The sequence below is a fragment of the Paraburkholderia sp. Ac-20342 genome, assembly GCF_017104985.1.
GTDB lineage: Bacteria > Pseudomonadota > Gammaproteobacteria > Burkholderiales > Burkholderiaceae > Paraburkholderia.
The window spans coordinates 1-14,068 of the sequence record NZ_JAAGPQ010000009.1 but is presented as its reverse complement, the minus strand read 5'-3'; the positions used below and the strand labels follow the sequence as shown (position 1 = coordinate 14,068).

Annotated in this window: 9 protein-coding genes and 2 pseudogenes; 6 read left to right on the top strand and 5 right to left on the bottom strand. The window is 64.0% G+C overall.

Annotated features, from left to right (window positions below):
* Positions 1 to 116 precede the first annotated feature (116 nt).
* Entirely contained in the window at positions 117 to 986 is an 870-nt protein-coding gene (purU, locus tag G3N58_RS05040; protein ID WP_167048228.1) for a formyltetrahydrofolate deformylase, read from the top strand.
* 33 nt (positions 987 to 1,019) lie between these two features.
* On the opposite strand, the gene G3N58_RS05035 is transcribed toward purU, so the two are convergent.
* The gene (locus tag G3N58_RS05035) at positions 1,020 to 2,054 is read right to left on the bottom strand and encodes a GlxA family transcriptional regulator (RefSeq protein WP_167285682.1); all 1,035 of its coding nucleotides are present in this window, start codon (positions 2,052 to 2,054) and stop codon (positions 1,020 to 1,022) included.
* Positions 2,055 to 2,568: 514 nt separating this feature from the next.
* Here G3N58_RS05035 and G3N58_RS05030 point away from each other — a divergent pair.
* Together G3N58_RS05030 and G3N58_RS05025 are read left to right on the top strand one after the other, a co-directional pair.
* Complete coding sequence (locus tag G3N58_RS05030; RefSeq protein ID WP_346777767.1) at positions 2,569 to 3,546, top strand: choline ABC transporter substrate-binding protein; 978 nt, start codon at positions 2,569 to 2,571, stop codon at positions 3,544 to 3,546.
* A 208-nt stretch (positions 3,547 to 3,754) separates the two neighbouring features.
* Positions 3,755 to 5,341, top strand: a pseudogene (locus G3N58_RS05025) (APC family permease); the annotation flags it as partial.
* A gap of 269 nt (positions 5,342 to 5,610) precedes the next feature.
* Here the strand turns inward: G3N58_RS05025 and betA are convergent.
* Genes betA through betI form a run of 3 tightly spaced genes read right to left on the bottom strand, consistent with a single transcriptional unit; the run spans position 5,611 to position 9,430 of the window.
* Entirely contained in the window at positions 5,611 to 7,302 is a 1,692-nt protein-coding gene (betA, locus tag G3N58_RS05020; protein ID WP_205998644.1) for a choline dehydrogenase, read from the bottom strand.
* Between the two features lie 11 nt (positions 7,303 to 7,313).
* The gene (gene betB / locus G3N58_RS05015; protein ID WP_205998643.1) at positions 7,314 to 8,795 is read right to left on the bottom strand and encodes a betaine-aldehyde dehydrogenase; all 1,482 of its coding nucleotides are present in this window, start codon (positions 8,793 to 8,795) and stop codon (positions 7,314 to 7,316) included.
* 20 nt (positions 8,796 to 8,815) lie between these two features.
* Positions 8,816 to 9,430 carry a transcriptional regulator BetI gene (betI, locus tag G3N58_RS05010; protein ID WP_205998642.1) on the bottom strand — a complete coding sequence of 205 codons (615 nt, stop codon included), beginning with the start codon at positions 9,428 to 9,430 and terminating at the stop codon, positions 8,816 to 8,818.
* Between the two features lie 369 nt (positions 9,431 to 9,799).
* Here betI and G3N58_RS05005 point away from each other — a divergent pair, with 369 nt between their 5' ends.
* Together G3N58_RS05005 and fdhA are read left to right on the top strand one after the other, a co-directional pair.
* Positions 9,800 to 10,945, top strand: a complete 1,146-nt coding sequence (locus G3N58_RS05005; RefSeq protein WP_205998641.1) for a porin — start codon at positions 9,800 to 9,802, stop codon at positions 10,943 to 10,945.
* A gap of 171 nt (positions 10,946 to 11,116) precedes the next feature.
* Complete coding sequence (fdhA, locus tag G3N58_RS05000; protein ID WP_167048242.1) at positions 11,117 to 12,313, top strand: formaldehyde dehydrogenase, glutathione-independent; 1,197 nt, start codon at positions 11,117 to 11,119, stop codon at positions 12,311 to 12,313.
* Between the two features lie 142 nt (positions 12,314 to 12,455).
* Here the strand turns inward: fdhA and G3N58_RS04995 are convergent, their stop codons facing one another.
* Complete coding sequence (locus G3N58_RS04995; protein WP_240162962.1) at positions 12,456 to 13,511, bottom strand: GlxA family transcriptional regulator; 1,056 nt, start codon at positions 13,509 to 13,511, stop codon at positions 12,456 to 12,458.
* 385 nt (positions 13,512 to 13,896) lie between these two features.
* Between G3N58_RS04995 and G3N58_RS04990 the strand changes: the two are divergent.
* Positions 13,897 to 14,068 (top strand): annotated as a pseudogene (locus tag G3N58_RS04990) (peptidase M19); the annotation flags it as partial.

Genomic DNA, 14,068 nt, shown 5'->3' with positions numbered 1-14,068 from the left:
TACGTAGTCGATATGCAATCGACAAGTAATCGATAAGCAGGCGCACAACTGAAGGTTCAGATTCCCGTGCCCGCGCCGCGTGCACGGATTACGCGTCTTATTGCGCAGGTACTCCCATGATTGGCGAAAACAAAGAGCAATTCATTCTCACCCTGTCGTGCCCGAGCGGGCCGGGACAGGTCGCGGCGATGGTCAGGGTACTGGAAGCGCATCATTGCTATATCGACGCGCTCAATGTTTTCGACGACGATCTGAGTGGCCGCTTTTTCGTACGCTGCGTATTTCATGCGGCCGGCGGCGAGCCGCTGTGCGTCGATAAACTCAAGCAGCAGTTCGCGCCGGTCGCGGCCGACTTCAACATGGAGTGGGCCGTGCATAGCGCCGAGGTGCGTCCCAAGGTGCTCATCATGGTGTCGAAGCTCGAGCACTGCCTCGCCGATCTGCTGTTTCGCTGGCGCATGGGCGAACTGAAAATGGATATCGTCGGCATTGCGTCGAACCATAACGATCTGGCCGCGCTCGCCGAATCGCACAAGCTGCCGTTCCATCATTTTCCGATTACCGGGGCCGGCAAGGAAGCGCAGGAGAAGCAGTGGCTCGACCTCGCGGAGCGCACAGGCGCGGAACTCGTCGTGCTCGCGCGCTATATGCAGGTGCTCACGTCCGACGCCTGCGAGAAGCTCGGCAACCGCGCGATCAATATTCATCATTCGTTTCTGCCCGGCTTCAAGGGCGCGAAGCCTTATCACCAGGCGCATGCGCGCGGCGTGAAACTGATCGGCGCGACCGCGCATTTCGTCACCGACGATCTCGACGAAGGGCCGATCATCGAGCAGTTCGTCGAACGCGTCGATCATGCGCTGCGGCCCGAGCAATTGCTGGCCGTGGGCCGCGACGTCGAATGCATCACGCTGGCGCGCGCGGTCAAGGCGTTTACCGAGCGCCGGGTATTTCTCAACGGCGACCGCACCGTCGTCTTTCAGTGACGATCGTTGCAGCCGGCGCGGCGTGTGGCCGGCTTATTCGACGCTCACGTCCGGCGTCAGCCCCTGCGATCGCGCCACGCGATACGCATGGGGCGTTTCGCCATATTCCTTGCGGAATTCGCGGCCGAGGTGCGATGCATCGGAGAACCCGCATGACGCGGCGATTTCCGTGACCGAGCGGTCGGAACTCGTGAGCATCCACGCGGCCATGCGCACACGCAATTGCCGGCCATAGGCATGCGGCGATTTGCCGGTTTCGGCCGCGAACAGTCTTTCGAGTTGCCGCACTGACAGATCGACCCGATGCGCGATATCAGCGAGCGGCAGAGGATGCCCGACATGCTGCTCCATGATGAGGATCGCGCGCCGCACCTGCGGATGCGTGGTCGGTGCGAGGCCGGCCGGATACGGCTGCGGCGCGTTGCCCTTTTGCGCCTCGTCGACGATCAGGATGCGCTGGGCTTTCTGCACGATGCTCGCGTCGAAATGCCGAAGCAGAATGGCCGCGGCAACGTCGATCGACGCGCGGCCGCCCGAGCAGGTGATGCGCCGCCGGTCCATGACGAAGAGCCGGTCCGCGATCAGGCTCGATTCCGGAATCGACGGGAAGCGCTCGACGAAATCCCAATAGTGAAACCAGCTGACGCAGATGCGGTAGCCGTCCATCACGCCCGCGCGCGCCAGTGAAAAAGCGCCAGTGCAGATGCCGACAAGCGTGGTCGGCCGCGCGGCGTTTTCGCGGATGAAGCGCAAGGTCGCGTCGCTGGCGGACGGGCCGGAGTGCAGCAGTCCGCCCACGACGACCAGATAGTCGAAGGCGCCCGCTTCCTCATAAGTTGCCCACGGTGTGACCTGAATGCCGCAGCTTGCGCGGATCGGCACGAGCGTTTCGCCGATGATGGTCCACGAGCACCGCACGGGGCGGCTCATGTCGCCATCGTCGCCGGCGAGACGCAGCAGATCCACGAAACCGGAGAAGGCGGTCAGCGTGAAATTGGGAAGCAGGACGATGCCGAAGCGTAACGGCGGTTTTTGGCCGTCGCGAGGCGGGACTGTCTGGGGCTGCATGAAAGGCATTCCGAGCGAAAGTGTGTGATGCGTGCTAGCCGTAAGCCCACGGTGAGGACGCAGCTATTTTATTGAATATGGTGGGTTGGAGTGCTTGCGTCGGCGCTGTCACTCCGTTCCGAATCTCCCCCGTAAGAATACACGACCTGCCGTGCGCCGGAGCCTTCCAGCGCGGCTTTAAAGCGGGCCTGGCTCGCTGCCCGACACGCGCCGCGCGTACCCATGACATTTTCAGAATGAAAGGAATCGGGCATACGTCCGAATCCCTGCCCCGCACCTGCTGGCTTTTTGTAAATTGATCGTTCAATCAACTTAAAGTCCTGTCCTGTCGGTATTGGCGGCAACGTTTGTCGCTTCTGCGCAATTGCCCGTCGCAATTGCTACGTTGATCGGCTTTTTGCCGGACAACCATGTGTCATGGGACGCACCCCATGACCGGTGCCCCATTCACGCCGATGAGCCGCACGCCGGATTCGATGCGATTTCCCTACGACGGGCCCGGCGGCGCGGCTTCATGACCCGAATTGCCAAGGAGACAACGATGTGCCGATTCCCCGTGCTTAAAACAGGCGCGCTCGCGTGCGCCGCGGTTCTCTGTGCCAACGCGTATGCCGCCGATCCGCTGGCGTGCAAGGACGTGCGCTTCGCCGACGTGGGCTGGACCGATATCGCGGCGACGACCGGCGTCGCCTCGACGATTCTCGGCGCCCTCGGCTATGCGCCGACGAAGACGATCGCCTCGGTGCCGATCACGTTCGCGGGGCTCAAGAGCAAGCAGATCGACGTGTTCCTCGGCTACTGGTCGCCCACGATGGACCCGATCGTCGAGCCGTTCACGAAGTCGGGCTCGATCAAGGTGCTGCCGACGCCCAATCTCACGGGCGCCAAGTACACGCTCGCGGTGCCCGATTACGTCTTCCAGGGCGGCCTGAAATCGTTCCAGGACATTGCGAAGTATGCGGACAAGCTGCAAGGCCGCATCTATGGCATCGAGCCCGGCAATGACGGCAATGCGCTCATCGAGAAGATGATCGGCGCGAACCAGTATGGGCTCGGCAAATTCAAGCTCGTCGAATCGAGCGAGGCGGGGATGCTTGTGCAGGTCAACCGCGCGATTCGCGACAAGCAGTGGATCGTCTTCCTCGGCTGGGAGCCGCATCCGATGAACGTGCAGATGAAGATCGACTACCTCTCCGGCGGCGACGCCGTATTCGGTCCCGACTACGGCGCGGCGCGCGTGTTGACGGCGCAGCCGCCCGATTATGCGGCGCGCTGCCCGAACGTCGCGAAGTTCATCGCCAATCTGCGCTTCACGACCGACATCGAAAACCATCTGATGGTGCCGATCGCCAACAAGGTGGACCCGAACAAGGCCGCCGCCGACTGGCTGCGCGGCAATCCGCAGGTGCTCGACGCCTGGCTCGCGGGCGTGACGACGCTCGACGGCAAGCCCGGCTTGCCCGCCGTGCGCGCCTCGCTGGGCGTGCACTGACAGGCGTTCACCCCTGCCGTGGGGCGCCATGGGGCGCCCGTGGGTGGCGAGGCGCGACGCGTGCGTCGGATGCGCGTGGCGCTGCCCCTGAACATCCCTATTGGCGCGGCAATTCTGGTCGATTAACGTTCCGGACAGGAGGCGGCAGATGGAGCAGGCGGGAATCGGTGCATGTGGCGCGCAGGAAGAGACCGTACGAGGCGGGCAGGGTCATGGGCTGCAACGCGGCCTGAACTGGAAAGACGCGTTCTGGGTGACGAGCGGCGTGCCCGCCGGCGTGCTGTTCACGATTGGCGGCGTGTGCGCGACGATCGGCCAGCCGGCCTGGGCTATCTGGATCGCCTCGATTACGATGGGTCTCGTGCAAAGCGCGACCTACGCGGAAATCTCCGGGCTCTTTCCGCATAAGTCGGGCGGTGCTTCGGTGTACGGAGCGATCGGCTGGGTCCGCTACGGCAAGATGATCGCGCCCGTTTCCGTATGGTGCAACTGGCTGGCGTGGTCGCCGATGCTCGCGCTCGGCTGCGGGCTTGCCGCCAACTACGCGCTCACGACACTGTTCGCGCCCGACGCGGCCATCGTGCAGTGGCACTGGACGCTCGCCAACCTCGGCTTTATCAAGCCCGGCCTGACCTTGCGCATCAACGCCACGTTTCTGATTGCCGCGGCCTTTCTGCTCGTCACGTTCAGGCTTCAGCATAGCGGCGCTTCGAAGGCGGCGAAGACGCAGAAGATACTCGGCATCGCTTCGCTCACGCCGCTGCTGATCGTCGGCCTCGTGCCGATCATCACGGGCGACGTGCCCGCCGCACATCTCCTGCCGCTGCTGCCGCTCGGGCGCGACGCGCACGGCACTCTCACCGCCGCGTACTTCGGCACCTGGAACGGGCAAGGCGTGGTGATGGCGCTAGGCGCGATGTTCATGGCGGGATGGGCGTCGTATGGATTCGAAACGGCGGTCTGCTATACGCGCGAGTTTCGCGATCCGCGGCGCGATACGGCCAAGGCAATCTTCTGGTCGGGCGCGCTCTGCCTCGTGGTGATGACGCTCGTGCCTCTCGCGTTTCAAGGCGCGCTCGGCACGCCGCTGATGCTCGATCCGCGCATCGGCGACGGCACGGGCGTGGGCACCGCCATGGCCGCGATGGTGGGCGGCGGCGCGTGGGTCGGCAATGCCATCGTGGTGATGCTGATGCTCTCGATCCTGCTGATCGTGATGACCTCGATGATGGGATCGTCGCGCACGCTCTATCAGGCGTCGGTGGACGGCTGGCTGCCGCGCTACCTCTCGCGCGTGAACGGGCACGGCGCGCCGACGGCGGCGATGTGGACCGACCTCTGCTTCAATCTCGTGCTGCTGGCGATGTCGGACTATATGACGGTGCTGTCGATCTCGAACGTCTGCTATATGTTGTTCGTGTTTCTCAACCTGCAGTCGGGATGGATTCATCGCATGGATCGCGGCACGCGCGTGCGCCCGTTTCGCTGCCCGACGTGGCTGCTCGCGCTCGGTGCGCTGTGCGGTTATGCCAACCTGGTGTTCGTCGGCGCCGGCGCCGATCTGCAAGGCGAGGGCACGCTGCGCAATGGTCTTCTCGCAATGCTGCTGATCGTGCCGGTATTCGCTTACCGGCACTACTGGCAGGATCGCGGGCGTTTTCCGGCGGGCAGTGCGTCAGATATGAACGTGAGTGTGCCGGCGCGCAGCCGGTGGTTGAATCTGGCGCCGTATGGGGCGCTTGCCGCAGCCGTGCTTACGGTGGCCGTTTCGCATTGGCTGGCGGCTTCGGTTTGAAGCAGCCGCGGAGTTTGGTGGTCGGCGGCGTCATGCGGGAAACCGTTGCGATCGATCGGGATGCCGACGAACCCCACGTCGGCATTCGGCCTGTAAAGGCTATCGTCTTGTAGTGATCCGGGACGGAGTTGAAGATGAGGAAGACTGGCGCTTTTTTGATCCCGCTTCCGATGCGAAGCACTTCGTGATCGAGGACGGCAAGGTCGATCCCTGGTCTTTGTCGTGACCATGCGCCGTCACACCCGCGCCCGGACGTGCAGCGCGGATCATCACGCGCGCGCCGTGGCAACCTTCACCGCCCGCGCCGGCGCGCCGTTCGCCACGAAGTACGCGGCGTGCGAACGCGCCAGCGGCGCGCGTCCGCGAATCTTGTCCGCAATCTTTTCCGCGAGCATGATCGTCGGCGCATTGAGATTGCCGGTGGTGATGCGCGGCATGATCGACGCATCGACTACGCGCAGGCCGTCGATGCCGTGCACGCGGCCTTCGCCGTCCACCACGGCCATGTTGTCGTAGCCCATCGCGCACGAGCAGGACGGGTGATACGCGGTTTCCGCGCGGCTGCGCACGAATGCGTCGATCTCCGCATCGGACCTGAGCGCCGCGCCGGGGCTCAATTCGCGGCCGCGGAAACGATCGAGCGCCGGCTGGGCGATGATCTCGCGCGTGATGCGGATCGCGTCGCGGAATTCGCGCCAGTCGAGTTCTTCGGCCATGTAGTTGAAGAGAATCGACGGGTGCTCGTGCGGATCGCGCGAGCGCAGCTTCACGCGCCCCCGGCTCGGCGAACGCATGGAGCCTACGTGCGCCTGGAAGCCATGCATTTTGATCGCGTTGGTGCCGTTGTAATTGATCGCGACGGGCAGAAAGTGGTACTGGATATTCGGCCAGGGATCGTCGTCGCGCGTGCGGATAAAGCCGCCCGCCTCGAAGTGATTGCTCGCGCCGATGCCGGTGCCGCGCAGCATCCATTCGAGACCGATAGCCGGCTGATTGCGCATCAGCAGCGCCGGATAGAGCGAGACGGGCTCCCGGCACTCGTACTGCATATACATTTCCAGGTGATCCTGAAGATTCTGCCCGACCCCGGGCAGATCGAGCACGACAGGAATGTCGAGTTCGCGCAGCCACGCGCCGGGGCCCACCCCCGAGCGTTGCAGGATCTGCGGCGAAGCGATCGCGCCCGCGCACAGCAGCACTTCGCGGCGCGCATGGCGGGTGATGCGCGTGGCGCCGTCGAGAAAGACGACGCCGCAGGCGCGCTTGCCATCGAACAGAATGCGATCGGTAACCGCATGCGTGACGATCTCGAGGTTCGGCCGTTGTCTCGCCTGGTCCAGGTAGCCGCGCGCGGTGCTCGCGCGCCGGCCCTTTGCCGTGACGGTGCGATCCATCGGGCCGAAGCCTTCCTGGCGATAGCCGTTCAGATCGTCGGTGCGCGGATAGCCGGCCTGCACACCGGCCTCGATCATCGCCTCGAAGAGCGGATTGACGCCGGGCTTGCTCGTCGTCACATGCACGGGGCCGTTGCCGCCGTGATAGTCGTTCGCGCCGACGTCGCGCGTTTCGGCCTTGCGGAAATAGGGCAGGCAGTCCAGATAGCTCCAGTGCTCCAGCCCCTTGCGTTCGGCCCAGCCGTCGTAGTCGAGCGCATTGCCGCGGATGTAGCACATGCCGTTGATGAGCGACGACCCGCCGAGCCCCTTGCCGCGCCCGCACTCCATGCGCCGGTGGTTCATATGCGGCTCGGGCTCGGTTTCGTAAGCCCAGTTGTAGCGGCGGCCCTGCAGCGGGTAGGCGAGCGCCGCCGGCATTTGCGTGCGGAAATCGAAGCGGTAGTCGGGGCCGCCGGCTTCGAGCAGCAGCACCTTGATGTCGCTATCCTCGGTGAGGCGGGTGGCGAGCACGTTGCCCGCCGATCCCGCACCGATGATGATGTAGTCGTACTCTTGCGCGGCCATGCGGGACTCCCTCAGAAAACGGGCTGATACGGTCCCAGTTCCACCTGGACCGATTTGATGCGCGTGTAGTGCTCGAGTGTCGTGATGCCGTTTTCGCGGCCCACGCCGGATTGCTTGTAGCCGCCCACGGGCATTTCGGCCGGCGACTCGCCCCATGTGTTGATCCAGCAGATGCCCGCTTCGAGCCGATGGATCACGCGATGCGCGCGCGCGAGGTTGTCGGTCACGACGCCGGCGGCGAGGCCGTAAAGCGTTTCGTTGGCGCGCGCGATCACTTCGGCTTCGCTCGCGAACGTGAGAATGCTCATCACCGGGCCGAAGATTTCTTCCTGGACGATCCGCATGTCGTCGCGGCAACCAGAAAACACGGTGGGCTGCACGTATTGACCGCGCGCGAAATCGCCTTGCGTGAGGCGTGCGCCGCCCGCGAGCAGCCGCGCGCCCGCGCGCTTGCCGCCCTCGATATAGCCGAGCACCTTGTCGAGTTGCGCGGCGCTCGCGAGCGGCCCGAAGTTGGTGGCGGGATCGGCGGGATTGCCGACGCGAATGCGCTGCACGCGTTCGAGCACGCGCGCTTCGAACTCGGCGATCACGGCTTGATGCACGAAGACGCGCGTGCCGTTGGTGCACACCTGGCCCGAGCTGAAGAAATTGGCCGTCACGGCGATATCGGCGGCGCGATCGAGGTCGGCGTCTTCGAAGACGATAAGCGGCGATTTGCCGCCTAGCTCCATCGTGACTTCCTTGAGCGTGGAGCCGCCCGCTGTCGCCATGACCTTCTTGCCGGTTTCGACGCCGCCCGTAAACGAAATTTTCTCGATGCCCGAATGTATGGCAAGCATCGCGCCCACGCGCCCGTCGCCGTGAACCACGTTGAAGACGCCCGGCGGCACGCCCGCCTCGATATAGATCTCCGCGAGTTTCGTCGCCGACAGCGGCGTGACCTCGCTCGGCTTGAAGATCATCGCGTTGCCGGCGGCGAGCGCGGGCGCCGATTTCCAGCAGGCGATCTGGATCGGATAGTTCCATGCACCGATGCCGGCCGTGACGCCCAGCGGCTCGCGCCGCGTGTAGACGAACGAGGTCTCGCGCAGCGGAATCTGCTGGCCTTCGAGCGCGGGGGCGAGGCCTGCGTAATACTCGATCACGTCGGCGCCCGTGACGATGTCGACGGCGCGCGTTTCGGCGATGGGCTTGCCCGTGTCGAGGGTTTCGAGGTCCGCGAGTGCGTCGTTGCGCTCGCGTAGCAACTCGACCGCGCGGCGCAGCACGCGCGAACGCTGCATGGCCGTCAGTGCGGCCCAGGCGCGCTGACCGGTGCGCGCCGATTGCACGGCGCGGTCGATATCGGCCGCGCTCGCGTGTTGCACCGTGGCGAGCTTCTCGCCGGTGGCGGGGTTGAAGGTGTCGAACGTTTCGCCACCGGTGGCGTCTGTATAGGCACCGTCGATAAAAAGGCGTTGCACGGGGAAAAGAGGCGTCGAAGAGGGCATCGAAGTGGCTCCGGGACGGGTTATCTGGATGACTTGCCCGGGCGCGCCTTGGCGCGCGCGTCGAGCAGCAGGTCGATGTAGTCGTTGGCGATGCGCAGCGCGGTCTTCGTGTCGAACGGCTCGCCCGTCAGCGCGCCGCGCAGCCAGAGGCCGTCGATCAGCGCGGCGAGGCCGCTCGCGGCACGGCGGGCCGCCGTGTTCGGCAAGACCCGCTCGAATTCCGCGCACAGGTTCGAGTGAAGCCGCCGCGTGTTGATGCGTTGCAGCCGGCGCAGCGCAGGCTGATGCATGCTCTCGGCCCAGAACGCGAGCCATGTCTTCATGACGGGCGAGTTCACCTGCGAGACGTCGAAATTGGCGGCGACGATCGCGCGCAGCCGCGCGCGCGGCTCGTCTTTCGCGGCCTGGCGCCGGCGCATCGTCGCTTCCCACAGGTCGTGCAGCACATGGCGCATGGTGGCTTCGAGCAGGCCATCCTTGCCGCCGAAGTAGTGGCTCACGATGCCGGTGGAAATGTTCGCGTGCTGCGCCACGCTCGCGAGCGTCGTGCCTGAAAGACCCGACTGGTCGATCGATTGCAAGGTGGCGTCGATGAGTTGCGCGCGACGTATGTCGCGCATTCCGATCTTGGGCATGATGGTTCGGGACACTCCTGGAAGGTTCTCACTCTAGGTTTTTTTTATTGATTGTTCAATCAATAAAAACGCAATAAAGGCGGGATCGGCGGATTTTATAAAGTCGATGTCGGATTGCCGATGATCGCGCTGTCGAAGTGCCAGGAAAGCCCGCCGCATAACGTTTTGTGCCTGTTTTGCAGGGGTTTTCGCGTTGCCGGGTGTCGTTCCTGCACCAGTGGATGTCGTGTCCGCGCAAGTCGGCCGAGATTTGGACTTGTACGTTCTGTTCGTCCGCGCCGGACTTTATGGCCGTTTTTCAGGGCTGTTTTTCATGCCGGCCTGGCGCGGCCCGACAACCGTATCGCGAGACAGGAGAGAGACGACACCATGAGAAAAACAGGAAACGCGGTGGCACTGACCGGTATGGCGCTGGCATTAGCCGCCGTCCCGAACGCGAGTTATGCGCAGAGCAGCGTCACCTTGTACGGGATCATCGACGCCGGCGTGACCTACGTGAGCAATGCGGGCGGCTCGCACCAGGTGAAATTCGACGACGGCATTGCTCAGGCGAACCGCTGGGGTCTCAAGGGCACCGAGGATCTCGGCGGCGGCATGAAGGCCGTGTTCGAACTGGAGAGCGGCTTCCATCTCGGCAACGGACAGATCGCCAACGGCGGCTCGCTGTTCGGCCGCGCGGCGTATGTCGGATTGCAAAACGATTGGGGCACGCTCACGCTCGGCAATCAGCCCGACATGACGCAGGAGTTCGTCTATCTCTACAACGCCTCGGCGTGGGCGAGCGGCTACGCGATCAACCAGGGCGACTTCGACCGCATGAATGGCGACCATTTGCAGAACTCGGTGAAGTTCATGTCGAACACGTTCGGCGGATTCCAGTTCGGCGGCATGTACTCGTTCAGCAACAAGGCGGGCGACTTCCATAACGGCAGCGCGTGGAGCGTCGGCGCGCAGTATCAGCACGGCCCGTTCGCGATGGGTACCGCGTACACGCAGTTCAATAACCCGTCGGGCATCTACGGCTTCGACCCCTACGCGATGATCGGCGTGCGGACCTTCTTCGGCCGGCCGACCGTCAGCGTCGATCCGGCTACGGGCACGGTAACGTCGCTCTATGCGGACACGCCGTTTCCGGTGGACAAGCAGGCCACCTTCGGCGCGGGCGCGAGCTATGCGATCGGCAACGTCACGCTGATGGGCGCTTTCACGTACACGCAGATCACCGCATTCGGCGAGAGCCGGCACATGCAGGTAGGCGAAGGCGGCGCCAACTGGCAGATGACGCCTTCGTTCAGTATGACGGGCGGCTACCAGTACACGCACTTCGACGGCCACCACTGGAACCAGCTTTCGGCGGGCATGCATTACCTGCTGTCGAAGCGCACGGACGTTTATCTGTCGGGCGACTGGCTCAGGGCTTCGCAGGGCGTGGACGCGGTGATCGGCTATGGCTTCACGCCTGCGTCGACCACCACGCAGGCCGACGTGCGCATCGGCCTGCGGCATCTGTTCTGAGCGCGGCCTCATGACGGAGCGTGTCGCGGGATGGCGGCGCCGTTCAAGTGCGCGTCGCTTTTTGCACATCGCCGGGTACGGGCGGCACGCTACGCTCGAAACGTCGTTGCGTTGCGCGCTTGGCATGAGGCAACGCGTTCCCATGTACAGCATCGAACAGGAGACAGCGAGATGAGCGGTAATCGAGGCGTCGTGTATCAGGGGCCGGGCAAGGTCGAAGTGCAGAACATCGCGTATCCGAAGATGGTCGATCCGAGCGGGCGCTCGATCGGTCACGGTGTCATTCTCAAGGTGGTCAGCACCAACATCTGCGGCTCGGATCAGCATATGGTGCGCGGGCGCACGACCGCGCCGGTCGGCCTCGTGCTCGGCCACGAAATCACCGGCGAAGTGGTCGAGGTCGGCAAGGACGTCGAGACGCTGAAAATCGGCGACCTCGTTTCCGTGCCGTTCAACGTGGCATGCGGGCGCTGCGCGATGTGCCGCGAACAGCACACGGGCGTGTGCCTGACCGTGAATCCGTCGCGCGCAGGCGGCGCCTATGGTTATGTCGATATGGGCGGCTGGATCGGCGGGCAGGCGGAATACGTGCTCGTGCCGTACGCCGACTTCAATCTGCTGAAATTCCCCGACCGCGACCAGGCGATGGCGAAGATGCGCGATCTCACCTGCCTCTCGGACATTCTGCCGACCGGCTACCACGGCGCGGTAACGGCGGGCGTGAAGCCGGGATCGACCGTCTATATCGCGGGGGCGGGGCCGGTCGGGATGGCGGCCGCGGCGTCGGCGCGCCTGCTCGGTGCGGCCTGCACGATCGTCGGCGATATGAATGCGGAACGGCTCGCGCATGCGAAGGCGATGGGCTTCGAGGTGGTCGATCTGTCGAAGGACGCCTCGCTTGGCGAGCAGATCGAGCAGATTCTCGGCAAGCCGGAAATCGATTGCGCGGTGGATTGCGTGGGCTTCGAGGCGCACGGCCATGGCGCGGCCGGCCATGCCGAGGAAGCGCCCGCCACGGTGCTGAATTCGCTGATGGAAATCACGCGCCCGGCCGGCATGATCGGCATTCCGGGTCTTTACGTCACCGACGACCCCGGCGCCAGCGACGTGGCCGCGCAGCACGGCAGCCTGAGCATCCGCTTCGGCCTCGGCTGGGCGAAGTCGCATTCGTTCCATACGGGGCAAACGCCGGTGCTCCGCTACAACCGCAACCTGATGCAGGCGATCCTGTTCGACCGCCTGCCGATTGCGAAGATCGTCAACGTCTCGGTGATTTCTCTCGACGAAGCGCCGGAAGGCTACAAGAAGTTCGATGGCGGCGCGCCGCGCAAGTTCGTCATCGATCCGCACGGTTTGCTGGCGGCGTAGTCGAGCGTCGTTGAACCGCGCGAGCATGCGAAACGGGCCGCCAGTTTTTCTGGCGGCCCGTTTTGCTGTTGGGCGTGATAAAGCCGGAACGCCGGAATAGCCGAGGCGCTTTTTATCGCGCCTGCTATGTTTATGCGTGCGTCTAGGCGTGCACCGGTGCTATTGCGAGAGGTGCCGCCGGCGTGCCCATGCCCGAAAGCGGTGCAATGCGCTTGCGGCGCTCGCCGGTCGGCGCGCTGCCGAAGGCGTCGCGGTAGCTCTTGCTGAAGTGGCAGGCCGACTGGAAGCCGCACGCCATCGTGATCTGCATGATCGACATGTCGGTTTGCAGCAGCAGTTCGCGCGCACGGCGCAGGCGCAGCGTCAGATAGTAGTGCGTGGGCGTCATGCCGAGATGCTCGTGAAAGATCCGCTGCAATTGCCGCTGCGACAGGTTCGCGAGACGCGCGAGTTCTTCGCGCGAAAGCGGCTCTTCGATGTTGTTCTCCATCAGCGAGATGACTTCGAAGAGCGACTTGTTGGCGGAGCCGAGCCGCGCGACGAGCGGCATGCGCTGCTGGGCGGACGTGTCGCGCACATGCTCGATGACGAATTGCTCGGCGATCTGCGTGATGCGGGCAATGCCGACGCGCGCCGCGATCAGGTGCAGCATCATGTCGAGCGGCGCGACGCCGCCGGTGCAGGTGACGCGGTCGCGGTCGATGACGAACAGTTCCTTGAGAAAGCGCGTAGACGGAAACTCTTCCTTCAGCGCCGACATGTTTTCCCAGTGGATCGCGCAGGCGTAGCCGGCCAGCAGCCCGGCTTTCGCGAGCGCGTAGGTGCCCGTGCACAGGCTGCCCAGCACGATGCCCATGCGCGCGAAGCGGCGCAAGGCGGCGAGATGGGCGGGCGTGGTGGCGCGCTGCACGTCGATACCGCCGCACACGAACACGATGTCGGGCTGCCCCGCGCATTCGGCCGGGCCGGTATCGATGGCAAGACCGTTGCTGGCCGTCACGAGGCCGCCGTCCGGACTGATGACCGACCACCTGTAAAGCGGCTGGCCACTGAGGTAGTTCGCCATGCGAAGGACTTCGATCGCGTTGGTGAACGCGATCATGGTGAAGTCGGGCAGCGGCATGAACGCGAAGTGCGCTAACGACGCCGTGCGATCCGGCAACATGGGGACTATTCCTTTGTGGTCAATCTGGGTCAATCGCCTGCTGGCCGGGGGATGGCTGGCTACGGCTGCCGCAATTCTGGGATCTGGCAGGGCAAGTGTGCCATGCGGCAAAACCCTGAGTCATCTGAACAAAAAGAACGACTTCCACGGGAAAGAACGGCGGCGCGATGCGGCTTGAATTAACGCGGGCCGAACACTTGTGAAAAACGGACGCGAATGGCGGAAAAGGCAAAGAACGCGTCTGAATTCCGACAATGGGCGTTTATTCGAACGACAAGAATAGAGCCGTCGGTTTCGTGCAGGTCGACCGGTGGAAAGCCGGATCGAAATGATCGCGCCGGAAACAATCGTTCCGTGCGTATCTTTCATTTACTGCATTGAATACTTTCAAATTCATGCGATAGTCCTGGAGCGGGTCATGAGCACGCAGAGCACACTGCACGACAACAGCATCATCATCGACGGTCTGAACATTTCGAAATTCGAACGCTCGGTGTTCGAAGACATGCGCAAGGGCGGCGTCACCGCCGTGAACTGCACGGTCTCCGTGTGGGACGACTTCCAGAAGACCATCGACAACATCGCGGAAA